This window comes from Bibersteinia trehalosi, assembly GCF_004346205.1.
Classification (GTDB): domain Bacteria; phylum Pseudomonadota; class Gammaproteobacteria; order Enterobacterales; family Pasteurellaceae; genus Bibersteinia; species Bibersteinia trehalosi.
Genome location: NZ_SMAM01000001.1, coordinates 42,138 through 67,603, shown reverse-complemented (window position 1 = coordinate 67,603; position 25,466 = coordinate 42,138). Strand labels below are relative to the sequence as shown.

The 25,466-nt window shown below is 41.4% G+C and carries 26 protein-coding genes, 1 tRNA gene and 1 pseudogene; 5 read left to right on the top strand and 23 right to left on the bottom strand.

The window, feature by feature from the left end:
* Nucleotides 1-15: 15 nt before the first annotated feature.
* Together truC and EDC51_RS00365 are read right to left on the bottom strand one after the other, a co-directional pair.
* On the bottom strand, nt 16-747 hold the full coding sequence (truC, locus tag EDC51_RS00370; RefSeq protein ID WP_015432291.1) for a tRNA pseudouridine(65) synthase TruC: 732 nt from the start codon (nt 745-747) through the stop codon (nt 16-18).
* 46 nt (nt 748-793) lie between these two features.
* The gene (locus EDC51_RS00365) at nt 794-1,102 is read right to left on the bottom strand and encodes a YqcC family protein (protein WP_131927862.1); all 309 of its coding nucleotides are present in this window, start codon (nt 1,100-1,102) and stop codon (nt 794-796) included.
* 51 nt (nt 1,103-1,153) lie between these two features.
* Between EDC51_RS00365 and trpCF the strand changes: the two genes are divergently transcribed.
* Nucleotides 1,154-2,569, top strand: coding sequence for a bifunctional indole-3-glycerol-phosphate synthase TrpC/phosphoribosylanthranilate isomerase TrpF (gene trpCF / locus EDC51_RS00360; RefSeq protein ID WP_131927861.1), 1,416 nt, complete (start codon nt 1,154-1,156; stop codon nt 2,567-2,569).
* A gap of 138 nt (nt 2,570-2,707) precedes the next feature.
* Here trpCF and EDC51_RS00355 read toward each other — a convergent pair.
* From EDC51_RS00355 to EDC51_RS00340, 4 genes are all read right to left on the bottom strand, one after another.
* Nucleotides 2,708-2,783 (bottom strand) — tRNA-Asn (locus EDC51_RS00355).
* Nucleotides 2,784-2,852: 69 nt separating this feature from the next.
* Nucleotides 2,853-3,611 carry a molybdopterin-synthase adenylyltransferase MoeB gene (gene moeB, locus EDC51_RS00350; protein WP_131927860.1) on the bottom strand — a complete coding sequence of 253 codons (759 nt, stop codon included), beginning with the start codon at nt 3,609-3,611 and terminating at the stop codon, nt 2,853-2,855.
* Between the two features lie 19 nt (nt 3,612-3,630).
* Nucleotides 3,631-4,860, bottom strand: a complete 1,230-nt coding sequence (gene moeA, locus EDC51_RS00345) for a molybdopterin molybdotransferase MoeA (RefSeq protein WP_131927859.1) — start codon at nt 4,858-4,860, stop codon at nt 3,631-3,633.
* A gap of 15 nt (nt 4,861-4,875) precedes the next feature.
* Nucleotides 4,876-5,496: a MarC family protein gene (locus EDC51_RS00340; protein ID WP_025267145.1), complete on the bottom strand. Its 621-nt coding sequence runs from the start codon at nt 5,494-5,496 to the stop codon at nt 4,876-4,878.
* Between the two features lie 78 nt (nt 5,497-5,574).
* Between EDC51_RS00340 and EDC51_RS00335 the strand changes: the two genes are divergently transcribed.
* Complete coding sequence (locus EDC51_RS00335) at nt 5,575-7,497, top strand: ABC transporter ATP-binding protein (protein ID WP_131927858.1); 1,923 nt, start codon at nt 5,575-5,577, stop codon at nt 7,495-7,497.
* A gap of 87 nt (nt 7,498-7,584) precedes the next feature.
* Here the strand turns inward: EDC51_RS00335 and EDC51_RS00330 are convergent, their stop codons facing one another.
* The 6 genes from EDC51_RS00330 to atoD form a co-directional block, all read right to left on the bottom strand.
* Nucleotides 7,585-8,973: a GntP family permease gene (locus tag EDC51_RS00330; protein ID WP_015432284.1), complete on the bottom strand. Its 1,389-nt coding sequence runs from the start codon at nt 8,971-8,973 to the stop codon at nt 7,585-7,587.
* A gap of 102 nt (nt 8,974-9,075) precedes the next feature.
* Entirely contained in the window at nt 9,076-9,834 is a 759-nt protein-coding gene (locus tag EDC51_RS00325; protein WP_015432283.1) for a 3-hydroxybutyrate dehydrogenase, read from the bottom strand.
* A 35-nt stretch (nt 9,835-9,869) separates the two neighbouring features.
* Nucleotides 9,870-11,051 carry an acetyl-CoA C-acetyltransferase gene (locus tag EDC51_RS00320; RefSeq protein WP_015432282.1) on the bottom strand — a complete coding sequence of 394 codons (1,182 nt, stop codon included), beginning with the start codon at nt 11,049-11,051 and terminating at the stop codon, nt 9,870-9,872.
* Between the two features lie 125 nt (nt 11,052-11,176).
* Entirely contained in the window at nt 11,177-12,520 is a 1,344-nt protein-coding gene (locus EDC51_RS00315) for a TIGR00366 family protein (RefSeq protein WP_015432281.1), read from the bottom strand.
* A gap of 10 nt (nt 12,521-12,530) precedes the next feature.
* Nucleotides 12,531-13,190, bottom strand: coding sequence for a 3-oxoacid CoA-transferase subunit B (locus tag EDC51_RS00310; RefSeq protein ID WP_131927857.1), 660 nt, complete (start codon nt 13,188-13,190; stop codon nt 12,531-12,533).
* 18 nt (nt 13,191-13,208) lie between these two features.
* Nucleotides 13,209-13,856: an acetate CoA-transferase subunit alpha gene (gene atoD, locus EDC51_RS00305; protein ID WP_125135298.1), complete on the bottom strand. Its 648-nt coding sequence runs from the start codon at nt 13,854-13,856 to the stop codon at nt 13,209-13,211.
* Between the two features lie 358 nt (nt 13,857-14,214).
* Here atoD and EDC51_RS00300 point away from each other — a divergent pair, with 358 nt between their 5' ends.
* Nucleotides 14,215-15,123 carry a LysR family transcriptional regulator gene (locus EDC51_RS00300; RefSeq protein ID WP_025289195.1) on the top strand — a complete coding sequence of 303 codons (909 nt, stop codon included), beginning with the start codon at nt 14,215-14,217 and terminating at the stop codon, nt 15,121-15,123.
* Between the two features lies 1 nt (nt 15,124).
* A complete protein-coding gene (gene menC, locus EDC51_RS00295) occupies nt 15,125-16,096 on the top strand; it encodes an o-succinylbenzoate synthase (protein WP_131927856.1) in 972 nt (323 codons plus the stop codon).
* Between the two features lie 77 nt (nt 16,097-16,173).
* Here menC and EDC51_RS00290 read toward each other — a convergent pair whose 3' ends face one another.
* The 4 genes from EDC51_RS00290 to EDC51_RS00275 form a co-directional block, all read right to left on the bottom strand.
* On the bottom strand, nt 16,174-16,953 hold the full coding sequence (locus EDC51_RS00290) for a TPM domain-containing protein (protein WP_131927855.1): 780 nt from the start codon (nt 16,951-16,953) through the stop codon (nt 16,174-16,176).
* On the bottom strand, nt 16,950-17,399 hold the full coding sequence (locus EDC51_RS00285) for a TPM domain-containing protein (protein WP_131927854.1): 450 nt from the start codon (nt 17,397-17,399) through the stop codon (nt 16,950-16,952). The genes EDC51_RS00290 and EDC51_RS00285 overlap by 4 nt, the downstream gene beginning before the upstream one ends.
* Before the next feature lie 49 nt (nt 17,400-17,448).
* Nucleotides 17,449-18,045: a LemA family protein gene (locus EDC51_RS00280; protein WP_015432274.1), complete on the bottom strand. Its 597-nt coding sequence runs from the start codon at nt 18,043-18,045 to the stop codon at nt 17,449-17,451.
* Nucleotides 18,046-18,125: 80 nt separating this feature from the next.
* Nucleotides 18,126-19,160, bottom strand: a complete 1,035-nt coding sequence (locus EDC51_RS00275; RefSeq protein ID WP_131927853.1) for a YcjF family protein — start codon at nt 19,158-19,160, stop codon at nt 18,126-18,128.
* Nucleotides 19,161-19,324: 164 nt separating this feature from the next.
* Here EDC51_RS00275 and EDC51_RS11035 point away from each other — a divergent pair.
* A pseudogene (locus EDC51_RS11035) lies at nt 19,325-19,534 on the top strand (tetratricopeptide repeat protein); the annotation flags it as partial.
* A 141-nt stretch (nt 19,535-19,675) separates the two neighbouring features.
* On the opposite strand, the gene EDC51_RS00260 reads toward EDC51_RS11035, so the two are convergent.
* The 7 genes from EDC51_RS00260 to tolA form a co-directional block, all read right to left on the bottom strand.
* A complete protein-coding gene (locus EDC51_RS00260; RefSeq protein WP_170169261.1) occupies nt 19,676-19,939 on the bottom strand; it encodes a nucleotidyltransferase family protein in 264 nt (87 codons plus the stop codon).
* 16 nt (nt 19,940-19,955) lie between these two features.
* On the bottom strand, nt 19,956-20,396 hold the full coding sequence (locus EDC51_RS00255) for a nucleotidyltransferase substrate binding protein (RefSeq protein WP_131927852.1): 441 nt from the start codon (nt 20,394-20,396) through the stop codon (nt 19,956-19,958).
* 1 nt (nt 20,397) lies between these two features.
* The gene (dusC, locus tag EDC51_RS00250; protein WP_131927851.1) at nt 20,398-21,366 is read right to left on the bottom strand and encodes a tRNA dihydrouridine(16) synthase DusC; all 969 of its coding nucleotides are present in this window, start codon (nt 21,364-21,366) and stop codon (nt 20,398-20,400) included.
* Between the two features lie 13 nt (nt 21,367-21,379).
* Entirely contained in the window at nt 21,380-22,225 is an 846-nt protein-coding gene (gene djlA, locus EDC51_RS00245; RefSeq protein ID WP_131927850.1) for a co-chaperone DjlA, read from the bottom strand.
* 125 nt (nt 22,226-22,350) lie between these two features.
* Nucleotides 22,351-22,830, bottom strand: a complete 480-nt coding sequence (gene pal, locus EDC51_RS00240) for a peptidoglycan-associated lipoprotein Pal (protein WP_015432268.1) — start codon at nt 22,828-22,830, stop codon at nt 22,351-22,353.
* A 21-nt stretch (nt 22,831-22,851) separates the two neighbouring features.
* Entirely contained in the window at nt 22,852-24,138 is a 1,287-nt protein-coding gene (gene tolB / locus EDC51_RS00235; RefSeq protein ID WP_064318062.1) for a Tol-Pal system beta propeller repeat protein TolB, read from the bottom strand.
* A gap of 18 nt (nt 24,139-24,156) precedes the next feature.
* A complete protein-coding gene (gene tolA / locus EDC51_RS00230) occupies nt 24,157-25,449 on the bottom strand; it encodes a cell envelope integrity protein TolA (protein ID WP_131927849.1) in 1,293 nt (430 codons plus the stop codon).
* Nucleotides 25,450-25,466 lie beyond the last annotated feature (17 nt).

Genomic DNA, 25,466 nt, shown 5'->3' with positions numbered 1-25,466 from the left:
AAAGCCTATCATCGTCTAAAAAAATTGCGGAAAGTTCCAGCCAAATTGCAAAAAAAGTTGCTGCCATTGGTGATCAAGCGGAGCATTTATCATGATTTTTTGCAAAGTGTCTGGATGGGTAAACTGCAAACTATTGGCATGTAGAAATAGTCTATCACAGCCAGTATTTTCTGTTAAAGCCCGATTTTGATGCAAATCGCCGTAATTGGTATCCCCCATAATCGGATGAAATAGGTGTTTCATATGCCGACGAAGTTGGTGTTTACGCCCTGTTTGCGGCCAAAGTTGCACCAAGCTATAGCGAGCCGTTTGATATTTACCTGCCGGATATGGCATTTCAATGCCGGCAAGATGTTTATAGTCCGTGACTGCTTGCTGTGCTTCTTTTGCTGTAGAAAATTTATCGGCAATTTTATCCAGTTTCACCTTAAGTGGATAATCAATACGAGCTTCTCCGTTCAAATAACCTCGTACCACAGCAAGATAACTTTTCATTAATTGATGCTGTTCAAACTGTTCACTCATTTGTCGTGCCATTTCCGCATTCAAGGCAAATAACAAAACACCTGAGGTTGGGCGGTCTAGGCGGTGAATCGGAAAAACATGTTGTCCAATTTGGTCACGCAAGGTTTGCATTGCAAATACCGTTTCGTGTTTATCCAGCCAAGAGCGATGCACCAACATACCTGCCGGCTTGTTGATTGCAATGAGACTTTCATCTCGGTATAAAATATCCAATGTTATCATGTTGAGTACTTAACTTATTCCTGAGTAAGAAAACCTAAAAACCCCATTATTTAAGCAATTTTTCTATTTCTACTATCGGCTGTACTAACTCTGCCAAATAGCGCTCATTTTTCAAACTCTCTTCCAAATATGGGCTTACTGCAAAATTTGTTGGCAACTCTGCATTAGCATCAAGTAGTACATGCATCCTTGGAATAAAAATCCATTGTAACCATTGGGTTGCTGTTAGTGTATCCAGCGCAAAAGGTTGCGTACTGGCTAACTTTTCGGTGCTAGGCGCTTCGGTTTCCCAAAGTTGATACCTATGTAACACAACTTGCAGCCGATCTAACTGTACGCGAACTTGTGTTTTCATGATGAATCCTTTATAAAGATGAAAAATAGTCGCACACTATAAGGGATCAAAATGCAAAATCAACCTACTATTCTACAAAAAATCGTCAAAGATAAAGCCCTTTGGGTAGCAAATGCCGAACAACAATTTCCACTTTCACTATTTCAAGCGCAACTACAGCCAAGTGATCGCGATTTTTATGCTGCGCTTGCAAAAGGCTCTCACCAACAACCGGTGTATATTTTAGAATGCAAAAAAGCTTCACCATCAAAGGGATTAATTCGCGCAGAATTTGATTTAGATGCTATTGCGCAAGTCTATAAACACTATGCTAGCGTCATTTCTGTACTCACTGATGAACAATATTTTCAGGGCAATTTTCATTTTATCTCGCAAGTCCGAAATCAGGTTAGCCAACCTATTTTGTGTAAAGACTTCATGATCTCTTCTTATCAAGTTTATCTTGCCCGCTATCACCACGCTGATGCAATTTTATTGATGCTTTCGGTTATAGATGACCCCACCTATCGTCAATTAAGCGATTTAGCACACAGTTTGGGGATGGGTGTTCTCACAGAAACCAGCAATGAGCAAGAATTTGAACGAGCCTTAGCGCTGGGGGCAAAAGTGATCGGGGTGAATAACCGCAACTTGCATGATTTAAGCATAGATATGAACCGCATTATCGCGTTGGTAGCAAAATATCGTGACCAAATTCCCGCTGATGTGCGTTTAATTAGCGAATCTGGCATTTACGATCATAGCCAAGTGAAAAGTATCTCGCAAAGCGCTCATGGTTTCTTAATTGGTAGCAGCTTAATGGGAAGCCGTGATCTGAATAATGCAGTGCGCGCAGTCATTTTTGGTGAAAACAAAATCTGCGGCTTAACTCGCCCACAAGATGTGCAAGCAGCCTATGCCAATGGTGCACTATATGGTGGGCTGATTTTTGCAGAAAAATCTGTGCGTGCCTTATCTCTGCGTCAAGCGCAAGAATTAGTCGTACAGGCTCCTTTACGCTTTGTTGGTGTTTTCCAAAATCAAGCGGTCGAGTTTGTCGTAAAAATTGCAAAACAGCTTGAGCTTTATGCTGTGCAACTACATGGTAACGAAAATGAACTTTATATTGCCCAGCTTGCAGAGCAGCTTGAGGGAAATGTTCAAATTTGGAAAGCAATTTCAATTGATGTCGATGCACAACAATTTGATTTTGCAGATAATCCTCTTATTCAACGTTATATTTTAGATAGTAAAACGACAAATCAACAAGGAGGCACAGGGAAAACATTTAATTGGGCATTGATTCCTGAAAAGCTAAAATCAAAAGCTATCTTAGCTGGCGGGATTAATTTAGAAAATCTCGAACAGGCTTTACAGGTAGGCTGTTTAGGCGTTGATCTTAATTCGGGGTTAGAAACAGCCAAAGGAATCAAGCATGCAGACAAAATTGCACAAGCCTTCCAGCTTATCCGTTTACATGCAAAATAACGCGTTAGATAAAAAAAATGCCCGCAATTGGCGGGCAATTCTTTTGACCTAATTCTAGGAGGTATGAATCACTGTTTTATAAAAGGAGACAAATAAAACAAGGTCAAAAGTAAAAACTAACTAAAGGAGGAAATGAATTGGCTCCTCCTGCTGGACTTGAACCAGCGACATACGGATTAACAGTCCGCCGTTCTACCGACTGAACTAAGGAGGAACAAAACAAAGGAAATGTTAATGATAACGTTCCCAATAGTCAAGGGTAAAATAAAATCTTTGCATTTCTTTAACTTTCTAGAAAATTCTTACAGATCTGACAGTGTGGCTGTTTCGGCAATTTCATCTCTCGTACCGAAAAATTTAAACCATCGATCATCAATAATTTCCCAGATAAGGTTTGCCCAATACCTAATAATACCTTAATACATTCCAACGCTTGTAGGCTACCAACTACGCCAACGATAGGCGCAATTACCCCAGCCTCAACACAACTGAGTATATTTTCCCCAAACAACGTACTTAAACACTGGTAGCAAGGCTCATTATCTGTATAACGAAATACACTGAGTTGCCCTTCAAATCGAATAGCGGAGCCGGATACCAACGGAATTTTATGCTGAAAACAGATTTGATTAAGTAAATTTCGAATATTCACATTATCAGTACAATCTAACACAACATCATATTCAGGGATCAATGTTTGCCACTGCAATTCACTCAATTCGGCATGAATCGGCTTAATTTCAATATGTGGATTAAGTTGCTGCAACCGTTGTTGGGCAGAAAATACTTTAGGTTCGCCAATTGTGGCATCTGTATGCAAAATTTGGCGTTGAAGATTAGAAAGAGAGACACTATCAAAATCCACTAAGGTTAAATGCCCTATTCCGCCACTGGCAAGATATTGGCTAGCAGCACAGCCCAAGCCTCCAACCCCAACCACTAACACTCGACTAGCTTTTAATTTTTCCTGCCCGTCAAAATCAACATTTTTTAAAACAATTTGACGGTTATATCGCAACATTTCTTGATCGGAAAGTTCCATATTATCGCTGCCTTAGGTTTTAAGATAAAAGTAAATTAAACGGCTGAATAACTACGCGTTCGCCGACCTCAACATTTCCTCGTTCCTGTTCTAGCACAATAAAACAGTTGCTCTCATTAAAGGCGCTGAAAATATGTGAACCTTGTGTTCCAACCGTCTTCACAACCAACTGCCCATTTTCATCAGCATAGAAAAATCCCCGTTGGAAATCTTGCCGTCCCACTGCTTTTTTCATTGAAACAGCCGCGCAAGCGGTCAATTTAGGCGAAAAATTTGCAATTTTTTCAGCTGAAAAACCGGCAAGTTTCATGAGTGCAGGCTGAGCCAACTGATAAAAGGTTACTAATGCCGAAACCGGGTTGCCAGGAAGCCCAAAGAACCATGCTTTTTCCAATTTTCCGAAAGCAAATGGCTTACCTGGTTTCATAGCAATTTTCCAAAAATCAATTTTGCCCAATTTTTCAATGACAGTTTTGGTGAAATCGGCTTCCCCCACAGAAACCCCGCCACTGGTGATCAACACATCTGCTTGGCGTTGCGCTTGCACAAAGGTTCGCTCAAAAATTTTAGGGTTATCAGGTAATGTGCCAAAATCTAAAATCTCACAATTTAATTTTTCTAACATTAACCGCACCGTAAAGCGATTGGTATCATAAATCTGTCCTTCATTTAAAGGCTCACCAACCGAAACCAATTCATCGCCGGTTGAAAGTATTGCCACTTTAACTTTAGGGAAAACTTTTACCTCTGCAATACCGAGTGATGCCAATAACGGCAAGCTGCTCACATTTAATTGACTACCTTTTGCCAACACTAAGCTGCCTTGCGCAACATCTTCTCCTACTCTGCGAATATTTGCCCCAAGCTTAACCGGTTTAGTTATCATAATCGTACCATCATCACGAATAATGGTATCTTCTTGCATCACAACTGCATCCGTATTTTCGGGAATTTTTGCTCCCGTCATAATCCGGACACATTGTCCGGATTGAATTTTACCGCTAAAGGGATTACCAGCAAATGCTTTGCCAATCACAGCAAGCGGTTGATTTTCTAAAAAATTTTGCAAAGAAATCGCGTAGCCATCCATTGCGGAATTATCAAAATTTGGGACATTAATCGGTGAGAAAACATCCTCTGCCAACACACGGTTTGCAGCCTCATGCAATGCAATCGTTTCAAATTGATTCGGTATTGGCAAACAAGTTAAAAGATTTTCTAAAGCAGAAGAAAGAGATAAAAGAGACATAGCATTTCCTTAAATTTATAGCGCAGCTTGCTGCACAAAATCACGCAGCCCAACGAGAATATTATTGACGGCAACGGCAGACAAAATAAGCCCCATCACACGACTAATAATAGCAGCACCTGCATTGCCAATATATTTTTGAATATGGTTTGCAAGCAGCAAAAGTACATAAGTAATCGCTACAACCGCCAGCATAATTCCGCCAGTGATAGCCTGTTCCAGTAAGTTATAGCGATGGTTGTCTGTCAATAACACGACAGCCATCATCGCCCCAGGGGAAGCAATTGATGGTACAGCCAGAGGATATACCGCCAGTTCACTTAAACTGCTTTTCATTTTAATTTCTTGATCAGGCTTACTTTGCCCAAAAATCATGGTTAAGGCGAACAGCAGCAACACTAACCCACCCGCAATTTGGAAGGCTGACAGCGGTATTTGCATTGCCTCTAATAGCCATTGTCCTAACACCAAGAAAAAGAGTAAAATCCCCGCTGCAATTAATGTTGCATTGCGCGCGATTTTACGGCGATCATCTGGTGATAAGCCGATAGTTTTTGCCAAATAGACTGGAATTGACCCCACAGGATCAATGACTGCCCAAAGCACCACAAATTGCACAACTAATGAATCAAACATCATTCACTCCGTAAGCTAAAAACGAGCAATATTGTGCAATAAAAGCTAAACAAAACCAACTAACTTATTCAAATTTAAATGATTTTTCTCAATAATTTAACGCTTAAACGCGGGCAAACACTCTTGCTCGAAAATGCAAATGCAACCATTCATACCGGACAAAAAATTGGATTAGTCGGTAAAAATGGTTGTGGTAAATCTTCTCTACTTGCCTTATTAAAAAACGAGCTGCATGCTGAGGGTGGTGAAATCAGATACCCTACTAATTGGGCAATATCTTGGGTAAACCAAGAAACACCAGCACTAGACATTTCTGCAATAGATTACGTGATTCAAGGTGATCGTGAATATACCACCTTGCAATACCAGCTAGAGCAAGCAAATGCTGCGAATGACGGGCATCTCATTGCTACTTTACATAGCCGCTTGGAAACGATCGATGCTTGGAGCATTCAATCGCGTGCAGCAACATTGCTTGATGGCTTGGGTTTTAGCCAAGAACAGTTACAACTTCCGGTCAAATCCTTTTCCGGTGGATGGCGTATGCGTCTAAATCTTGCTCAAGCGTTACTCTGTCGATCTGATTTATTATTGCTTGATGAGCCAACCAACCACTTAGACTTAGATGCCGTGATTTGGCTTGAACGTTGGTTAAGCCAATATCGTGGTACGTTGATCTTAATCTCACACGACCGTGATTTTCTTGATCCTATTATTGATCGCGTATTTCACATTGAGCAGCAGAAAATTTTTGACTACACCGGTAACTATTCTTCGTTCGAAATTCAACGAGCAACGAAGCTAGCGCAGCAAAACGCGGCTTATCAGCAACAACAACATAAAATCGCGCATCTGCAAAAATTTATCGACCGCTTTAAGGCAAAAGCAACAAAGGCGAAACAAGCGCAAAGCCGAGTGAAGGCATTAGAAAAGATGGAGCTCATTGCACCAGCTTATGCCGATAGCCCGTTCTCCTTTGAATTTCGCGAACCGCTTTCCTTACCCAGCCCACTGTTAATGATGGAAAAGGTGAGTGCAGGCTATGGTGAAAAAACAATTTTAAACTCAGTGAAACTCAATCTTGTTCCAGGTTCTCGTATTGGTTTATTGGGGAAAAATGGCGCGGGAAAATCTACGCTAATCAAATTATTAGCTGGGGAAATTGCGGCGCAATCTGGTATGGTGCAATTAGCCAAAGGTGTACAGCTTGGCTATTTTGCTCAACATCAGCTTGATACGCTACGTGCAGAAGAAAGCCCAATTTGGCATTTAAGCCGCCTTGCTCCTGAAAAAACCGAACAAGAGCTACGAAACTATTTGGGCGGTTTTGCCTTTCACGGAGATAAAGTAAAACAAGCAGTGAAATCGTTCTCTGGTGGCGAGAAAGCCCGACTTGTTTTAGCATTAATCGTTTGGCAACGCCCGAATCTATTGCTGCTAGATGAGCCTACTAACCATCTTGATTTAGATATGCGTCAAGCTCTCACTGAGGCTTTAACCCAATATGAAGGCTCGCTGGTGATAGTCTCGCACGATCGTCATTTGCTCCGTTCTACTGTAAACGAATTTTACTTAGTACACGATGGCAAAGCTGAAGAGTTTCACGGTGATCTAGACGACTATCAAAAATGGCTAAACGCACTTAACAGCCAACCCGATTTTGCAAAAAAAGCGGAAAATACGGCCGCTTGTAACGAAGAACTGAAAGAACACTCAGCGCAAAATCGCAAAGAGCAAAAACGCGTAGAAGCAGAACGCCGCCAGCAAGCGGCTCCGATTCGTAAGAAACTCACGCAACTTGAAAAAGAGCTTGAGAAACTCACTGCTCAGCTAAATCATTTAGAACAAACTCTCGCTGCCCCTGAAATCTATGAAACTGCCAATAAAGCCAAATTAACCGACACTCTTACCGAACAAGTGAAAGTGAAAAAAGCCCTCGAAGAAGTGGAAATGCAGTGGCTAGAATTGCAAGATGAATTAGATACCATCATGAGCGAATAATATGAAAAAGACCGCTTGTAGCTGTTTGTCCACCCCACATTGGACACTACAAGCGGTCTTTTTTTTACTCAAAATCTACTAAATAGATTAGAACGATCCGAACATAGTACCTAAGGTAATCACCGTAATAACCGCTAAAACAGGGATAGCAATTGTCACCATGGCAATATTGAGGTATGACTGTTTATGATTTAAATGGCAAATTGAAAGTAAGGTAATGATTGCACCGCAATGTGGTAAGGTATCAAAGCCACCAGCTGCCATTACAGCAACACGGTGTAATAGTTCTGGATCAATACCGGCTTCCATCGCCATGCGGAGATAATCTTCACCTAATGCTTTTAATGCAATACTCAAGCCACCAGACGATGAACCAGTGATACCAGCAAGGGTACTCATTGCCACCGCTTCTGATACTAACGGGTTAGAAGACACATTTAATACGGAATCACGAATAATCGCAAAGCCCGCTAATGATGCCACGACCGCACCATAACCTACTTCTGAAGCGGTATTAAAGATTGGCAACATCGAACCATATACCCCTTTGTTTACCGTACCTTGCAGCGACTTCCATTTACCTAATCGTAAAGCGATTAATACTGCACATGCCACCGCAAGTGAAGTAATGATTGCCCACAAGCCTAAACGTCCTTTAATCGCAAGGTTTGGGAAAGCCTCAGTAATTGAGCTAAAATCTACATTGGGGAAAATGCCGTAGGTTAATAAGGCATTCACTGCAATTACTAATATCAATGGTAAAATTGCAAGCCCAAATGGCATGACATTGCTGTCTAACGCAGACATATCTTCATCTTTTTCGCTTGTATGTTCACCGTAACCTTCACCATTTGCCGCGGCTTTTCTTGCACGGCTTTGTAGCCATAACCAGCCACCAACAAACATCACTGCAGCACCGATTAAGCCTAAACCTGGAGCGGCGAAAGCATTAGTATTAAAAAATGGCATTGGGATAGCGTTGGTTGCCGCAGGCGTACCTGGTAATGCGGTCATTGAAAAGGTAAATGAACCTAAAGCAATGGTTGCGGGAATTAAACGTTTAGGAATATTTGCTTCACGGAATAATACTTTCGAAATCGGATAAATAGCGAAAGCCACCACGAAAAGCGATACACCACCATAGGTTAATAAACCACAGGCAATAATCACAGTTAAAATTGCTTGACGGCTACCTAGCATTTTTACAATGCCTTTAGCAATACCCGCAGCAGCGCCTGAATCTGCCATAAGCTGTCCAAATAGTGCGCCAAATAAGAATACAGGAAAGAAATTAAGTAAATAACCGCTTAACGCCGTCATAAAGGTTTCGGTATATTTGGGCATCATCATTATACCGTCACCACTTAATACTACCGCAAAAATAGCAAGTAGCGGAGCAAGTAGTAAAACAGTCATTCCGCGATAAGCGAAATACATCAGCATCAATAATGAGAGAATAATTGCAATAGTACTCATAGCGATGTTTCCTTGTTTAGTAAGTAAAACTTTAAAAAATATAAAAATAAAAAATATAAAAATAGGCGGCACTGCACAGGAGAAACAGTACCGCCCTAAAATTTAGCCGGCAGTCCAGCCTCCATCCATGGTGAGCGTTGCGCCAGAAATAGAAGCTGCAGCATCAGAGCATAAGAATTTAACGAAAGCGCCCAGCTCTTCTGGCTCAATCATGCGTTTAACGGCTGCTTTTGAAAGCATGATTTTGCTGATCACTTCCTCTTCAGAAATACCATGATTACGTGCTTGATCTGCAATTTGTTTATCCACTAACGGAGTACGGACATAAGCTGGGCAAATAGAATTTACAGTGATGCCAAATTCACCGCCTTCCAAAGCTGCAACTTTTGTTAAGCCCGATAAACCGTGTTTTGCTGAAACATAAGCAGATTTGTAATCTGAAGCGACTAAGCCATGAATGGAATTCAAGTTAATGATACGTCCCCATTTATTGGCTTTCATGTATTTCCAGCTATATTTAGTAAGCAAGAATGGCGCGGTAAGCATTAAATTGATCATAAAATCCCATTTATCTTCTGGGAATTCATCAATCGCACAGACGTTCTGAATCCCTGCCACATTCACGAGGATATCCACGCTGCCAAACTTTTGAGCCGCAAATTCCACTGCTGCTTGGCAACCTTCTCGCTGCGAAAGATCTGCTTTAATGTAGGCCGCTTGTAAACGCGTTGCGTGTTCTTTTAACGCATCTTCGTTTACATCGACCATAACGATATTCAGATCTTCCGTCGCTAAACTTTCGCATACAGCTAAGCCAATACCACTTGCAGCACCTGTTACTAATGCAACTTTTTTAGTCATAAGATTTTCCTTCTGTTTTCATTTTTTGGTTGTTATTAAATACGTTCAACGATCATGGCAATGCCTTGTCCACCACCGATACAAAGCGTTGCTAAACCGAATTGTTTATCACGGGCATGCATTGCGTGTAATAAAGTGACTAAGATGCGCGCACCACTTGCACCGATAGGGTGACCTAGAGCTACTGCACCACCGTTTACATTGACTTTTTCAGGGTTAAAACCTAACTCTTTACCCACTGCTAAGAACTGTGCCGCAAATGCTTCATTAGCTTCAATGAGATCAATGTCGTTTAAGGTTAAGCCTGCTTTTTTCAGCGCATTTTGTGTTGCAGGAACAGGCCCCATGCCCATAATATCTGGCGCAACCCCACCGCTTGCATAGCCTTTAATACGCGCAAGAATATTTAATCCCAATGCTTTTGCTGTTTCTTCTTCGACCACCACTAATGCAGCAGCGCCATCGTTAATACCTGAAGCATTCCCTGCGGTAACTGTTCCTTCTTTATCAAACGCAGTACGAAGTGAAGATAAACCTTCAAGAGTTGAATCTTGTTTTACAAACTCATCGGTATCAAAAACCACTTCCTTGCGTTTAATTTTTACATTCATTGGTATGATTTCATTTTTGAATGCACCTGATTGAATGGCAGCAGTGGCTTTTTGCTGAGAGGAAAGTGCCAATTCATCCTGCATTTGGCGGGTAATACCATATTTTTTGGCAACATTTTCTGCCGTAATCCCCATATGGTAGTGATTTTCTGCACACATTAAGCCATCGGATAAAATCACATCTTGTACTTTGCCATCGCCTAAACGATAGCCCCAGCGTGACTTAGAATCTAACAAGTACGGTGCTTGGCTCATATTTTCCATACCGCCAGCGATGATGATATTTGCATCACCGGCTTTAATTGCTTGAGCAGCAAGTGCCACAGCCTTTAAACCTGAACCACATACTTTGTTTACTGTATAAGCGGGGACTTCTTGGGCAATACCTGCGCGTAATAACGCTTGGCGGGCAGGGTTTTGCCCAAGTCCGGCCTGAAGCACATTCCCCATAATCACTTCATCTACTTTAGTCATGTCTAAACCGGCTCTCTCAATCGCAGATTTGATTACTGTTGTGCCGAGTTCCACTGCCGAAACCCCTGCTAAAGAACCACCGAAACTGCCGATTGCGGTGCGCACCGCACTTGCAATAACTATATTTTTCATACTGTTTTCCTTCTGTAGAGTGCAACTTGTTGCACCATTAAAAATTATTTGGTGCAGTAAATTGCACCTTGTAAGCGCTCTTTTTTTGCAGATTTTTTGCTAAAAACGACCGCTTGGTTTTATCTTTATAGAAAATAGAGCCCTATCACGAAAATTGGTGTGGTAAAGATCAGAGCAGTCATACAGTAGCCCATAATGTCCCGCACTCCTAAACCAGCAATACCGAGCGCAGGCAATGCCCAGAACGGTTGAGCCATGTTTGCCCACATATCGCCATAAGCAATCCCCATTACCGCTTTACCCAAATCAGCACCTAATTCTTGCGCAGCTGGGATAACGAATGGTCCTTGCACGACCCAGTGACCACCACCGGACGGCACAGCAAAATTCACTAATGCTGAACTAAAGAAAGTGAGAAGTGGGAAAGTATCTTTATTTGAAATATCCACAAAGAACTGAGTGATCATTCCGCCTAAGCCAGAATGCTCCATCATTAACTGCATCCCCGCATAGAATGGGAATTGAATTAAGATCCCTGCGGTACTACGCGCGGCATTGGTAATTGCTCGTACATAAGCGGCTGGGGAGCCATGTAAGGCAAGACCTACCATTAAGAAAATGAAGTTCACGATGTTAATGGTGAGGTTAAAGCCTTTATCTACGAAATACATGCCAAGATAAACAAAACCAGTGCCCGAAATTAAGTAAGCAAGCCAACGGTTTTCTTCAATTTTTTCGGCAATAGTTGAATCCGCGGTGAGCTTTTTGCTGAAATCAGGATCTTCTTGCAATAAGCGCGGATCTACTGCTTTTACTTCATCTGCTTTTGGATGCATCATCTTGGTAAGGAATGGCAGACAAATAATCAGCATCCCTACAATAAAGATGTTGTAACCTGTGAGTAGAGTTTGGGTGACAGGAATAATGCCATCTGCGTAGTTTGAATCTGTGATAAAGCGAGCGATAGGGTTATTTGGTGTTGCCGCTTGTAGTGGCATAGAACCAGAAAAACCGCCTCCCCATGTCATAAATCCAATATAAGCACAGGCAATTAACAATGCGTAATCCACACCTTTAATGCGGCGAGCGACTTCTTTGGCAAACATAGCACCAACGACTAAACCAAATCCCCAGTTAATCGCACAGGCCACACAGCTCATAAAAGTAACAAGCATGACTCCCTGTGTTGGTGTTTTTGCCACAGAAGCCGCGGTTGAAAGGAAACGGCGAATTTGTGGTGCAGAGGCAAGCGCATTACCTGTTACTACCACCATTGCCATTTGCATTGAGAAAGCCAGCAGATTCCAGAAACCATTCCCCCACATTTCTACTAATGCGCCAGCGCTATGTTCTGTTACTCCAAATGCCCAAAAGAAGATGACGATACTCAGCAATACCGCCAAAACCAGTGGTTCTGGCATATATTTGCTGACGATGGTCGTCATAAATCGGGAAATACGGCTAATCATAAGCGCTTCCTTACACACCTGCTAATGGCATGGTTTTGAGGTTTGGCGAAACAGTAAATTCTGCTTCCGTTTTGCCTTTAACTGTGGCTAAATCACAGCCTTCAGCAATTTCTGTTAGGGTTAATTGACCATCAATAAACTCAAATACAGCAAGCTCAGTGACCACCATTTTCACTTTATTACGCGCGGTTAATGGCAAGGTGCATTTTTTCAAGATTTTTGAACTACCTGTTTTAGCACAATGTTCCATACCGATGATGACACGGCGTGCACCTGTGACTAAGTCCATTGCTCCTCCCATACCAGGAACCATTTTGCCGGGTACCATCCAATTAGCTAAGTTACCTTCTTGATCAACTTCTAAGCCACCCAATACACAGGCATCAACATGACCACCACGAATTAAGGCAAATGAAAAAGCACTATCAAAAAACATACCACCAGGCTGAATACCACAAGGTTGACCGCCGGCATTCACAATATTTTCATCCGGATTTTCAGGATCAAATGCACTTAAACCTAAGAAGCCGTTTTCAGACTGGAGGGTAATAGAAATGTCACTTGGTACATAATTTGCCACCATTGTTGGTAAGCCAATACCCAAGTTAACAATGTCGCCATCGTTAAATTCAAGTGCAATACGGCGGGCAATAATTTCTTTTGCATTCATTTTCTGTTCTCCTTCCCATTAAGCTTTTACAATGTAATCCACTACAGCAGCAGGAATCATCACCATATTTGGATCAATTTCGCCCACTTTAACTACCTTTGTTGCTTGCACGATGACAGTTTTACCCGCGAGTGCCATTAAAGGATTAAAATTGCGAGCTGAACCAGCAAACACTAAATTTCCACTCTCATCGGCTATATCCGCTTTGATGATTGCAACATCCGCAGTAAGTGGTCGCTCAAGCAGATACTCAACACCATCGATTGTAAGTTTTTGCTTACCTTCTTCCACCACAGTACCAACACCTGTTGGCGTCAAAATACCGCCTAAACCAGCACCACCTGCACGGATACGTTCAGCCAAAGTACCTTGTGGACACAGCTCAACTTCTAACTCTCCTGAAATCATGCGTTTGCCTGTTTCTGGATTAGTACCAATATGAGAGGCATAAAGTTTTTTTACTCGCCCATTAACAATTAAAGGACCTACCCCAGTATCAACCATAGCGGTATCAGTACTAATTAGGGTAATGTCCTTAATGCCTGCATCGAGAATTTCTTTAATAATCAGCTCAGGGGCACCACAGCCCATAAAGCCACCTGACATTAATGTCATACCGTCAGAGAAATGCGCTCTAACTTCACCAATAGAAATAAGTTTAGACATAGTCTTCTCCAGTCATTAAGATAAAGTAAATTTATATAAGAAAGTCTCTGCGGATGAGATGGTTACAATATATTAACGAGAAAAAAATGCATCGAAGGCATTCTTGCAGGCAAGAAACAAAACGCAACCATTTGTTTTGCAAGAAATTTATTAAAAAACACCGCTTGAAAACTTTCTTTTACAAAATTATAACAGTACAATTTGGCAAAACGGCAATACAGATTTTTTACAAAAATATAAGAAAAATTTATAGATTGACTAGAATCAACTAAAGAGGTATTAAAGGAGACAATTTAGGAAAAAAGTGTGAAACTGTTCACATTTTGAAGAAAAAGTCGTCTTTTTGATTGGAGAAAAAATGGACATTAAACATTTGCGCTATTTTATCGGTATTGTTGAAAATGACTTCAATCTTAGCCGAGCTTCACAGAATTTGTATATTTCTCAGCCGGCACTCAGCATGATGGTGAACGAATTTGAAAATCGGGAAAATATTCAGCTCTTCAATCGTGCTAACGGTAAAATTACAGGGCTTACCTACGTAGGAGAAAACTACTACCGTGATGCCAAAGAATTGATTGAAAAATATAATCAAATGAACAGGGATTTGCACACGAAAAAACGGCAGATCAATGGCAATATCACGATAGGCATTCCACCATTAATTTTATCGGTTGTCTTTCCAAAAGTGATTCCAAACTTGATACAAAACAACCCGAATATCAAGTTTCTATTTAAAGAACAAGGCGCATTTTCCTTAAAAAATGAGTTACTGCTAGGCAATATTAATTTTGCGACCTTGCTCTATCCCGAACAAATTCCTCACCATATTATGGATTCTTTTGAGATCTACCGCTCAGAGCTTGCGGTGTTTTGTTCCCCAAATCACCACCTTGCTGGTCAGGAGATGATCAGCTGGCAAACGTTACATCAAGAGAAAATGGTAAGCTTCGATAAAACGTTTATGATCTATCAGCATTTGAATGAGCGTTTTGAGCGATATGGCATCTATCCTGATATTCTATGTGAATCCAGTTCATGGGATTTTCTCTATTACACGGCTAAAACAAACCCCGATATTCTCACTATTTTACCCTTAGCAACTGCCGAGCTTTATCCTGATAAAGATTTAGTTTGCGTTCGTATAAAAGATCCTATTTTATGGCGAGTGACACTATGTCGTTTGAAAAAAGATCGATATTCAAATGCTGAAAATTACATCTTTGACGAGCTTCTGAGTATGTTCCAAGCAACCCAAAAGGAATGATATGCGCAAATTTTCACTCTATCGATACCAAATTCCGCTACAAAGCGGCCTGATTTTGCGCGCTCAAACTCAACGCTTTCGTACAGGCTTGATTTGCTACTTAGCGGAAAAACATCATGAAGGATGGGGGGAAATAGCCCCACTAAGTGGATTTAGCCAAGAATCACTAGCACAAGCTGAAAACCAAGCATTAGCTTGGCTTACCTGCTGGCAAAATGGTAAAACTCAAACTCTAGAAGCGCTCTTTCCATCGGTTGCCTTTGGCTTAAGTATGGCATTGTATGAACTACGCCACGGCTTGTGCGAAGCAAAATCAGTCTTGACCGTCCCACTTTGTAGCGATAGCTCTCCCAAAACTATTGAACGCTTAAAGCAGCAGAATATAACTATAGCAAAATTAAAAGTTGGCAGATATTCTCTCGAGCAAGATGCGAAAACCGTTCAGCAATTACTTAATGCTATGCCTCATCTTTCATTAAGGTTAGATGCTAATCGGGCTTGGGATCTCAATACGGCATCACAATTTGCATTACGGCTTTCTCCAGCCGAAAAACGGCAGATTGTATTTATTGAAGAACCCTGCCAAACAGTAGAACAATCATTACAATTTGCAAAAAATCAGCAAATTGCTATCGCTTGGGACGAAAGTTTACAATTAAAAGAAGTTCAGCTACAAATACAAGAAGGGCTTGCTGCTATTGTCATCAAGCCAATGCTTATCGGCTCTAGAGAAAAATGTTTAGCAATGATTAAACAAGCTCACCTGCTCGGACTGCAAGCAGTACTTAGTTCAAGTATTGAAAGCAGTTTGGGACTAAGCCAATTGGCTCATTTTGCAGAACAAGTTACCCCACAAACAGCAGCTGGTTTAGATACACTATCACTTATGCAACAGCAGCTCATCAGAGCATTCCCTCTATCCTCCCTGCCACTTTATGGCATAGAAAGCTCTTTTCTACAAAAAATTGCTTAAAAGAAAAAGACGAAATTGCCCAATTTCGTCTTTCTTTAGATTTACAAGCGGTGATTTTCCACTAAAAATCGGCAAAATTACCAACTTCCGCCAGCGCCTCCACCACCGAAGCTACCACCACCAAAACCGCCGTAACCGCCACCAGAACGCCCCGAACGTCCACTACCAAAACTTCCTCCACCAAATCCACCATTGCGATGAATGGTTGAAGTAGTACGAATAATACGATCAGCCGCTTGTGGGCTAATATAAACATTTCCCCCTCGTGGGAAGAAAATTAACGCAATAATTAAGCCAAAAAGTAAAAAGAACATAAAATCCATTTCTGAATCATCATCGTTCTCTTCAACCGCTAAAGCAGCATATTCACCTTGGGTTGCGGCGATAATCGAAGATAGCCCTTTTGCAATGCCTTGGGCATATTGTTCTTGCCTAAAATAGGGCAAAATATCATGACGAATAATTGATGATATAATGGCATCGGGTAAAGCCCCTTCTAAGCCATATCCCGTTGCAATAAACACTTTATGATCATTCTTAGCAATTAAGAATAATATGCCATTCTTTTCGCCTTTTCGCCCTATCCCCCACTTATTGCCTAAATTGAACGTATAATTAGAAATATCTTCACCACCTGTCGTTGGTACAATCACCACCTCAATCTGTGAACTTGTTTTATTACCATACTCAATTAAAGCATTTTCAAGTGTTTGCCACTCCTGAGCATTTAAGGTCTTGGTGTAATCCACTACATAGCGAAAAGGGTTTGGAAGAGCAGGATAATTTACCGCAACACTTGCTAAACTAAATAATAGCAATCCTAATGCTAAGAGGCTTTTATAAACGTGTTTCATCATTTTATGATCACCTCATTCGGCAGTTCATTGACATCATTCGATTGAACGGGAAAATGTCTTGCTAGTTGTTGTTCTACTTGCAGGATGCCCTGACAAATAGCCTGAGTATAATCCCCTTGTCGGCACAAAAGTTTCATCGTCGCGTAAACCGATTGCCAAAAATCATCACCTACTTTCGCATGAATACCCTTATCTCCAACTACCGCCACATAATGCGGCTTAAATGAAAGATAAATTAACACTGCATTGCGTTGCACCGTATTTTGCATTCCTAATTCAGCAAATAGTTGTTCTGCCCGCGCAATAGCTGACTGACCTTTTTTTGCTTTACGCTCAACGACCACACGCAATTCTGCCGAAGTTTGCTGCTCCAAATGCGAAATTGCCTGCTCGATTTGTTGCGTATCGACAGGCAATTTGCGCTGGAAAACCGAGAGAAATTTCATCTTTACTTTCCTTGCGATAAAAAATTCCCCCTTACGGGGGAAGTAAATCCTAGTCAAAGCTAACTACTGGCGCTTTTTCTGAACCGGCTTCGGCTTTAAATTGTGGTTTTGCTTTAAAGCCAAAAATCCATGCAGCTAATTTAGTTGGGAATTGGCGTACTTGTTTATTGTACTCTTTTACCGCAGCGTTGAAATTGTTACGCTCAACGTTAATACGATTTTCCGTGCCTTCAATTTGTGCTTGTAAATTTAAAAAGCCTTCATGAGCTTTTAATTCTGGATATTTCTCCACACTCACTAATAAACGAGACAGAGCCGAATTTAAACCCTGTTGAGCTTGTTGGAACTGTGCCATTTGCTCTTCGGTCGCATTGCTCGGATCAATTTTAGTCTGGGTTGCTTTTGCACGTGCTTCAATAACGTTCGTCAGCGTCTCTTTCTCAAAATTTGCTTGACCTTTTACTGTATTCACTAAGTTTGGAATAAGATCTGCGCGGCGTTGATAAGAAGATTCGACATTCGCCCATACCGAATTAATATCCTCTTCTGCTTTCACTAAGTTATTGTAGCTATTTGAAATCGTGCTACCAAATAACACCGCACAGCCAATAATTGCTACTAAAATAATAATGAGCCACTTTTTCATGGTTTATCCTTAAAAAATTAAACGAAAAATTCATTATAGACCGATGTCCATAACGGCTAGAGTATGCCTATTATAAGCGATTAATGTGCTTTCTCACCTGATTTTTCAGCCGATTTTGTGAAAATCACATTTTTTACTACGCTCAATAGCTCCTTTCTGACCATAGAAAGCCTCGGTCGTTCCCCATTTTTAAACACAATTGGACGGCAAAACTCCATGGCTTTAATCCCTAAACGAGCAGTCAGAAGCCCAACCCCAATTCCTTGTGCAGCTCGCATCGAAAGTTTTGCGGTAAGATTTTGTGCGAAAAATTCCGAACCAAGCTCTGTCACGATTTCTGTTGTGCCCGCAAAAACCATATTCGTTAGCACCAATTTAAACAGTTTTAAACGGCTAAAATAGCCTAACTCCATGCCGTAAGCACGCGTGATTTTATTTACTAATGCAATATTTCGCCATGCAACCATCAGTACATCTGCAATCGCTAATGGACTGATTGCAACAATCACCGCATTTTCCGCAGCATGTTTACTAATCAGTTGTTTAACTTGTCTATCAATAGGCGTGAGCACATTTTCCCCAAATAAATACAACACCTCTTGACTATTGTACGCCTCATCAAGCTGTGCCTGCCAACGCTGTGCGCCCAACATGGCTTGCTGGTTTTGCATATTAGCTAAAATGTCTTTGCAAAATTTTACCGCTTTTTCACCGCTTGCTTGATTGTCTAATAACAACTGTTCACTTTGCTGCTGTTGGTAGTGGTGCTTTCTGAGCTTCACGAGCTTACGCCATTCATTTATTAATGCCCCAACTCCCGCTAAACTGATTCCCAAAAAACCGATAGCAAACGCAAAATAAATCCATTGCTTTGCCTGCCAAGTATCAATCAGCCATTGAATAGATTGAGCAAACACCGCCACACTGAGTAACGCCAAGCAACCTAAAAAGACTCGTAGCCAAAAACGGGGCGGACGCAAACTGTTTTCTGCAATCAGCTCGGCTTCCACTTCTTGCGGTTCATCAAGTACAACCACATCTTGCTCAAACTCTTTTTTTGCCTGAAAAGGTTGAGCTGTATCCAAAGGCTGTTCGTCAAAAATTCGTTTTTCCATAAGGTTCTCTCAAATAAGGAAAAGTCGGCGTTATTATAAGACGAAAAAGGCGATCACAAAACAGACGGTTTTTGGTGGCGAAATAATATGTAGTAGGAAAGCCTAGATCGAGCAAAGGATTTAGCAGTCCTTTATAGGACAGGCAGTATACTGTCTTAGCCGAAAACGACAAAAAAACCGTTTACTGGTTCAAAAAAGCTGCTGAGCAAGGGTATGCAAAAGCACAATTCACTCTAGGCAGAATATATGACAATGGAAAAGGTGTACGAAGAGATGTATACAAAGCAAAAGAATTCTATGGGTATGCTTGTGATAATGACTATCCAGGTGGCTGTGAGGGCGATGCAGAACTCAATAAGCAAGGTATTCGTTAATTTTCTAAGGTTAATAAAAATCCCGATAGTCCACGTTTCTAAACGTGGACTTTTTATTTGCCATCAACAAGCAGTAGATTTTCCAACATTATCAAATGATTAACATTACGGACACAATACACCGTGTCCCTACGTTGAAAACTATTGAATCACGACATAATTTTCCGCTACGATTTTTTTGAAACTCTCGCTTGTCGCAGCCCAATCTAATAGATCCACTTTCCAAACTAAATCGGAATCGGAAAATGCTTGTTCAATTTTGGCGAGTTGCACAAAGTCCAGAGGGGTTTCGGTCATTAAAGCAAGATCAAGATCAGAATAACGTCCATTATTGCCTTTTACCCGAGAGCCGAAAGCCCAAACAGGCGTATTTGGTAAATGTTCTGTCAAAATATCTTGCACAATTTTTAATTCTTACTCACTAATCTGTAATTGTGGCATTGTATTTTTCCAATTGTTGTAATAAAAAACCGCTGCGTTGCATAAATGCGGAAATCTGATTGTAAACCGCCATCGCTTTTTCATAATCATAAGTCTGGGAAGTGATATTCCGCATTTTGCGATAACCAATCCAATCATCGATATCTTCAATTAAGCCTTTTTTAACCGCTTCTCGCAAAACATCACGAAAATCGTTTAACTCAGCATTCTCATCAGAAATTGCCATCAACTTTAGCTGGCGAGTCATCATTTTAAGGCTAAGTTCATACACAAATTCAAATTTTTGGATAGCACCTGCGATTAAGGTGTCTTGAATTACGGTTTTTTGTTGGTTAAACCAAGCAATGTCTTCCAATTCTACAAGGGTTTCAGTGAGTGATGTGAACGCATCTCGCAAGGGTTGTAATTCTAATTTTTCCATTTTATTTCCTTTCTAAATCCACCGCTTTTTCAATATGCTTTTTCAAGCCATCATAACCGTGTTCGGTTTTTAAAATCTCAAATAATTCAATAGCTTGCGGATATTCTTTATCAAGATAACGTAACCACTGTTTTATACGAGCGACGTGGTAGAAACCTGTGTCGGCTTTGTTTTCCATTTGCACATATTGATAAAGCAGCTGCATTACATCTGTCCACGCCATTTTAGGCTGGTTAAATTTTACTACTTGGCTTAAATTTGGTACATTTAATGCGCCACGCCCAATCATTAAAGCATGACAAGCGGTCATTTCGACACATTTTTTTGCAGATTCAAAACCCCAAATCTCACCGTTGGCGATTACAGGAATCGTTAATCTTTCCCGAATTTCAGCAATTTTTTGCCAATTAATTCGCTCTGCTCGGTAACCATCCATTTTGGTTCTACCGTGCACAGTAATCTCATTTGCACCGCCTTGTTGCACTGCATCAGCGATTTCAAAGCACTGTTCCGCACTATCCCAGCCTAAACGTACTTTCACAGACACTACTTGCTCTTTTGGTACAGCTGCACGTATCGCCTTGGTTGCTTGATAAATTAGCTCAGGATCTTTAAGTAATGAAGCACCACCATTACTGCCATTAACAGTTTTCGATGGGCAACCACAATTCAGATCTACCCCATGCGAGCCAAGTTCAATTGCCAATTGAGCATTTTCAGCAAGAGGCTCTGGATGCTGCCCAAGAAGCTGTACCCTCACAGGACTCCCTGATTCCGTATAACCATTATGATAAAGCTCTGGGCAAAGACGATAAAAGGTTTTCTTTGGCAACTTTTGATCGACGACCCGTACAAACTCAGAAATACAGAGATCATAATCATTCACTGAACTTAACAAACGACGAACAAAAGGATCAAGAACTCCTTGCATTGGCGCAAGAATAACCCTTATATTTTGCAAGTTTTCCATAAAAAACGACCGCTTATTTCCAACCTTTCGCTTTACAAATTAAATCATAGGCAGCTTGAATTTGCTGTGCCTTCTCTTTTGCAACTTCCATCATTTCAGGTGGTAAGCCTTTTGCCACCAGCTTATCTGGGTGATGTTCATTCATTAACTTACGATAAGCCCGTTTTACCGTATTTTGCTCATCGCCTGCCGAGACGCCAAGCACTTTATAAGCATCTTCCAAACTTGGTGCTGATGGAGAATAACTCTGATTACCTTGATACTGCCCTTGCTGATGCCCTTCTTGCTGATAGTATCCAGAACGAAAGCGCTGAGCCGCAGCCATCATTGCCATCATCTGCTCAAATTGCAGGCGAGAAATACCTAGACCTTCTGCGATAGTATATAAAATTCGCTGCTCATTCTGATCAAGCACACCATCTTGCAATGCCGCTTGCATTTGTACTTCCACAAAAAAGCGCATTAAATCAGCTCGCTGCCCACAAGCTTCACGAAACTCTTTTAGCACTTGGCGAAGAGGAAAATTACTCTCTTTACCCTGAGTAAATGCCTGTTGAGCTAGTTGCTGATGAACATGATCTAATTTCATCCTTGCCATCAGTTGACGAGCCAGATGAATATCGTCTTCGGTAACTCGCCCCTTCGATTTTGCCATATGCCCTAATACTGCGAAAGTGGTTTGCATAAACAACGACTGATGAGTCAAAGCTTTGCCAAAGACACTTGATGAAACGCTACCCATTTCATAAAGTTTTTTATCAGCAAAATGACCAAGGAATAAGCCAACTAAACCACCAAAAAAACTGCGGGTATAGTAATACCCCAGAAAGAACCCTAGAAATTTCCCAATGTATTGCATCTTCTTTCCCTACATCTAATGATAAATACGTTATTCTAGCTGAAAATTCTGAAAAAATAATGAATCATAGAAAAAAGAAAAGCTCCGATTTCTCGGAGCTTTTACAGAAACTTTGCAATTTAGAATTAGTATTCTAATACTGCGCGACGGTTTTTCGCGTAATCAGCTTCAGTGTGACCTAATACAGCTGGTTTTTCTTCACCGTAAGAAACAGTAGATACATTAGCTGCACCTTGGTTTGCTAAGTAGTTTTTCACTGCGTCTGCACGACGTTGACCTAATGCGATGTTGTACTCAGGGGTACCACGCTCATCAGCATGACCAGCAACAGTTACGCTACCTTTAGCAGCATTTAAGTACGCAGCGTGAGCGTCTAATAAGTTGCGGTATTCACCTTCGATGTCGTAACGGTCAAAACCGAAATATACGGTGTTGTAACGAGTTTGTAAATCTTGAACAGATAAGCCACCAAAAGTTTGGCCGCTTACATCTGCACCTGCTGCGTTAGCATTTACAGTTGCGCTGTCATCGTTTTTTGAGCTGCTGCACGCTGCTAATACAAAAGCTGGTGCCGCGATCATTAAAACTTTAGCAAGTTTTTTCATTTTTTATTCTCCAAAAGAAAATTATTGTTTACTCAGATAAGGTGACCAAGCAGGGAATTTATACTGCCCACCTGCTCCCGGCAAATTAGCTTTGAAACGGCCATCTGCGGACACCAATTGTAGCACTTTGCTCACACCTTTGGTAGAGCTATAAATAACCATGGTACCATTTGGTGAAATACTCGGACTTTCGTCTAAGAAAGTAGAACTCAGAACTTCTGTGCTACCTGAAGCGAGATCTTTTTTCACGATTTTATCGCCTGCGACCATGATTAAATTCTTGCCATCTGCGGACATTTTACCGCTACCATTACCTCCAATTAGGCTTGCACCGCCGCCGGCAGAGCTCATACGGTAAACTTGTGGCGTTCCCGCACGGTCGGAAGTGAAGAAAATTGATCCCCCATCTGGTGACCAACTTGGCTCGGTATTATTACCTGCATTACTGGTTAATTGACGCGGAGTCCCGCCATTTACCCCCGTTACATAGATATTTAATAAGCCATCTTGATTCGAAGCAAAGGCAATACGAGAACCATCTGGAGAGAATGACGGCGCGCCATTATGCCCTTTCAATGCCCCCACAGCTTTACGTGCACCAGAACGTAAATCATGTACTACAACTTGTGGACGCTTATTTTCAAAGGTAACATAGGCTAGTTTTGAACCATCTGGCGACCATTCCGGCGACATCAAAGGCTCTTTGCTATTTACCACGGTGAAAGCATTAAAACCATCATAATCCGAAACCCGAATTTCATAAGCGTTCGTACCACGCTGCACCACATAAGCAATTTTTGTTCTGAATGCACCTCGAATTTGTGTTAATGCCTCAAATACCTGATCACTCACAGTATGCGCACCTAAACGAATTTGAGCCGCAGATACTGTAAATGAGCCTTGGGCGATAACATTACCAGCGTTTCCGCTAGTACCTAAAGTATCAATCAATTGGTAAGCAATGTTATAGCCATTCCCCCCTGCTGAAACTTGTCCTACGATAATATTATCGATTCCAATATTCGTCCATTGCTCGGCATTCACTTCTGCCGCAGAACCGGGTTGTGCCGGTAAACGACTACGATCAAGCGGTGTAAATTTGCCAGAATTTCGCAAATCATCAGAGATAATTTGCGCTACATCCGCAGGTACTCCCCCTACGGTTTTAAAAGGAACAACTGCTATTGGCTGTGCCATGCTAACCCCTGAATCAATGCTAATACGCACATCTGATTCAGCTTTGGCTGTAGCCGTAAACAACACAGCCACTACACTAATCAAGCCCGCCATACGGGATAATAACTTCATAACTTACCTCAAAATAGGCTATTTAATTTTTAAACTAAAATCCAATGTTGGCGATTTAAATTGGTTATAAATCGCATCAGTGGGTGCTGGTGGAACTTTACGAGTTGCGACAATCGCACTGACTGCGGCATCACAGACCTCTTTATTTCCTCGACCAACCTGATAATTTTTAATTGTGCCGTCGCGCTCTAAGAAGATCTTAACATCACAACTTTTTCCCGCAAAACTTGGATCAACACGATATTTAGACTGAATTAATTTCTTAATCCGCTGAGCATAAGCTGCGCCATCAGCATTTGTTCCTGAACCTTGTCCAGTTGTGCCTCCAGCTCCCGCAGAACCTGCATTGTTACGGTTGCCCCCTTTACTTGAGCCACCGCCAATATCGCCACCACTTAAGAAATCATCCAATGCTTTATTTTTCTTCGCTTGTTCCGCTTTTGCTTTAGCTTCTGCCGCTGCTTTTGCTTTAGCCTCTGCAGCAGCTTTTGCTTTAGCCTCTGCAGCAGCTTTCGCTTTTGCCTCTTTTTCGGCTTTTTCTTTCGCTTCTTTTTCTGCTTTGACTTTCGCTTCTTTCTCTGCTTTTAATTTTGCTTCTTTTTCTGCTTTAGCCTTTGCTTCCTTCTCAGCTTTTTCCTTCGCCTCTTTCTCTGCTTTAGCCTTTGCTTCAGCCGCTGCTTTTTCAGCTTGCTCTTTGGCTACTTTCTCTCTAGTAGCCCGCTCTTGAGCCGCTTTTGCTTTACGCTCTTCCTCAGCCAGTTTGGCTGCAGCTTCTAGACGTTTTGCTTCTGCTTCCGCCTTTAAACGAGCCGCCTCTGCTGCTTTTTTACGTGCTGCCTCTTCTGCTTGCTGTTTCTTTTCTTGCTCTAATTTTAGTTGCTCTTGACGTTGTTTTTCGCGTTTTGCTAACTCTTGTTTACGTAGCTCTTCTGCCTCTTGTTGCTGAGCAAATCGCAAAGCACGCTCTTGTTCTTGCTGTTGAGCAGCTTCAACAACATTATTAACAGATTCTGTCTGAGACTCGTCAACCGGTGCTTCAACAATAACTTCTTTTTTCGGTTCTTCTCTAACAGGTTCAGCTTTCTCTTTAGCTCCTTGCTTCTCTGCTTTCAAACGCCCATATTCTGCCGCAACTTGTCCTGTATCAACCATTACCGCATCAAATGCATCGCTATCACCACCGCTACCACCAGCAGCAGGTAATACTATTTTAGTAAACAATGAACCTAAAAATAGTAAGCCGATCAATACCAAGTGCAATAAGATCGAAACAATAACTGCTAGTTCTAACCGATCATTTTGATATTTCACACGCTATCCTTGAATCT

Excerpts from the sequence above, each read along its gene's own strand:
- truC (WP_015432291.1), bottom strand. The coding sequence starts at position 747 with ATGATAACATTGGATATTTTATACCGAGATGAAAGTCTCATTGCAATC.
- EDC51_RS00365 (WP_131927862.1), bottom strand. The coding sequence starts at position 1,102 with ATGAAAACACAAGTTCGCGTACAGTTAGATCGGCTGCAAGTTGTGTTA.
- trpCF (WP_131927861.1), top strand. The coding sequence starts at position 1,154 with ATGCAAAATCAACCTACTATTCTACAAAAAATCGTCAAAGATAAAGCC.
- moeB (WP_131927860.1), bottom strand. The coding sequence starts at position 3,611 with ATGGAACTTTCCGATCAAGAAATGTTGCGATATAACCGTCAAATTGTT.
- moeA (WP_131927859.1), bottom strand. The coding sequence starts at position 4,860 with ATGTCTCTTTTATCTCTTTCTTCTGCTTTAGAAAATCTTTTAACTTGT.
- EDC51_RS00340 (WP_025267145.1), bottom strand. The coding sequence starts at position 5,496 with ATGTTTGATTCATTAGTTGTGCAATTTGTGGTGCTTTGGGCAGTCATT.
- EDC51_RS00335 (WP_131927858.1), top strand. The coding sequence starts at position 5,575 with ATGATTTTTCTCAATAATTTAACGCTTAAACGCGGGCAAACACTCTTG.
- EDC51_RS00330 (WP_015432284.1), bottom strand. The coding sequence starts at position 8,973 with ATGAGTACTATTGCAATTATTCTCTCATTATTGATGCTGATGTATTTC.
- EDC51_RS00325 (WP_015432283.1), bottom strand. The coding sequence starts at position 9,834 with ATGACTAAAAAAGTTGCATTAGTAACAGGTGCTGCAAGTGGTATTGGC.
- EDC51_RS00320 (WP_015432282.1), bottom strand. The coding sequence starts at position 11,051 with ATGAAAAATATAGTTATTGCAAGTGCGGTGCGCACCGCAATCGGCAGT.
- EDC51_RS00315 (WP_015432281.1), bottom strand. The coding sequence starts at position 12,520 with ATGATTAGCCGTATTTCCCGATTTATGACGACCATCGTCAGCAAATAT.
- EDC51_RS00310 (WP_131927857.1), bottom strand. The coding sequence starts at position 13,190 with ATGAATGCAAAAGAAATTATTGCCCGCCGTATTGCACTTGAATTTAAC.
- atoD (WP_125135298.1), bottom strand. The coding sequence starts at position 13,856 with ATGTCTAAACTTATTTCTATTGGTGAAGTTAGAGCGCATTTCTCTGAC.
- EDC51_RS00300 (WP_025289195.1), top strand. The coding sequence starts at position 14,215 with ATGGACATTAAACATTTGCGCTATTTTATCGGTATTGTTGAAAATGAC.
- menC (WP_131927856.1), top strand. The coding sequence starts at position 15,125 with ATGCGCAAATTTTCACTCTATCGATACCAAATTCCGCTACAAAGCGGC.
- EDC51_RS00290 (WP_131927855.1), bottom strand. The coding sequence starts at position 16,953 with ATGATGAAACACGTTTATAAAAGCCTCTTAGCATTAGGATTGCTATTA.
- EDC51_RS00285 (WP_131927854.1), bottom strand. The coding sequence starts at position 17,399 with ATGAAATTTCTCTCGGTTTTCCAGCGCAAATTGCCTGTCGATACGCAA.
- EDC51_RS00280 (WP_015432274.1), bottom strand. The coding sequence starts at position 18,045 with ATGAAAAAGTGGCTCATTATTATTTTAGTAGCAATTATTGGCTGTGCG.
- EDC51_RS00275 (WP_131927853.1), bottom strand. The coding sequence starts at position 19,160 with ATGGAAAAACGAATTTTTGACGAACAGCCTTTGGATACAGCTCAACCT.
- EDC51_RS00255 (WP_131927852.1), bottom strand. The coding sequence starts at position 20,396 with ATGGAAAAATTAGAATTACAACCCTTGCGAGATGCGTTCACATCACTC.
- dusC (WP_131927851.1), bottom strand. The coding sequence starts at position 21,366 with ATGGAAAACTTGCAAAATATAAGGGTTATTCTTGCGCCAATGCAAGGA.
- djlA (WP_131927850.1), bottom strand. The coding sequence starts at position 22,225 with ATGCAATACATTGGGAAATTTCTAGGGTTCTTTCTGGGGTATTACTAT.
- pal (WP_015432268.1), bottom strand. The coding sequence starts at position 22,830 with ATGAAAAAACTTGCTAAAGTTTTAATGATCGCGGCACCAGCTTTTGTA.
- tolB (WP_064318062.1), bottom strand. The coding sequence starts at position 24,138 with ATGAAGTTATTATCCCGTATGGCGGGCTTGATTAGTGTAGTGGCTGTG.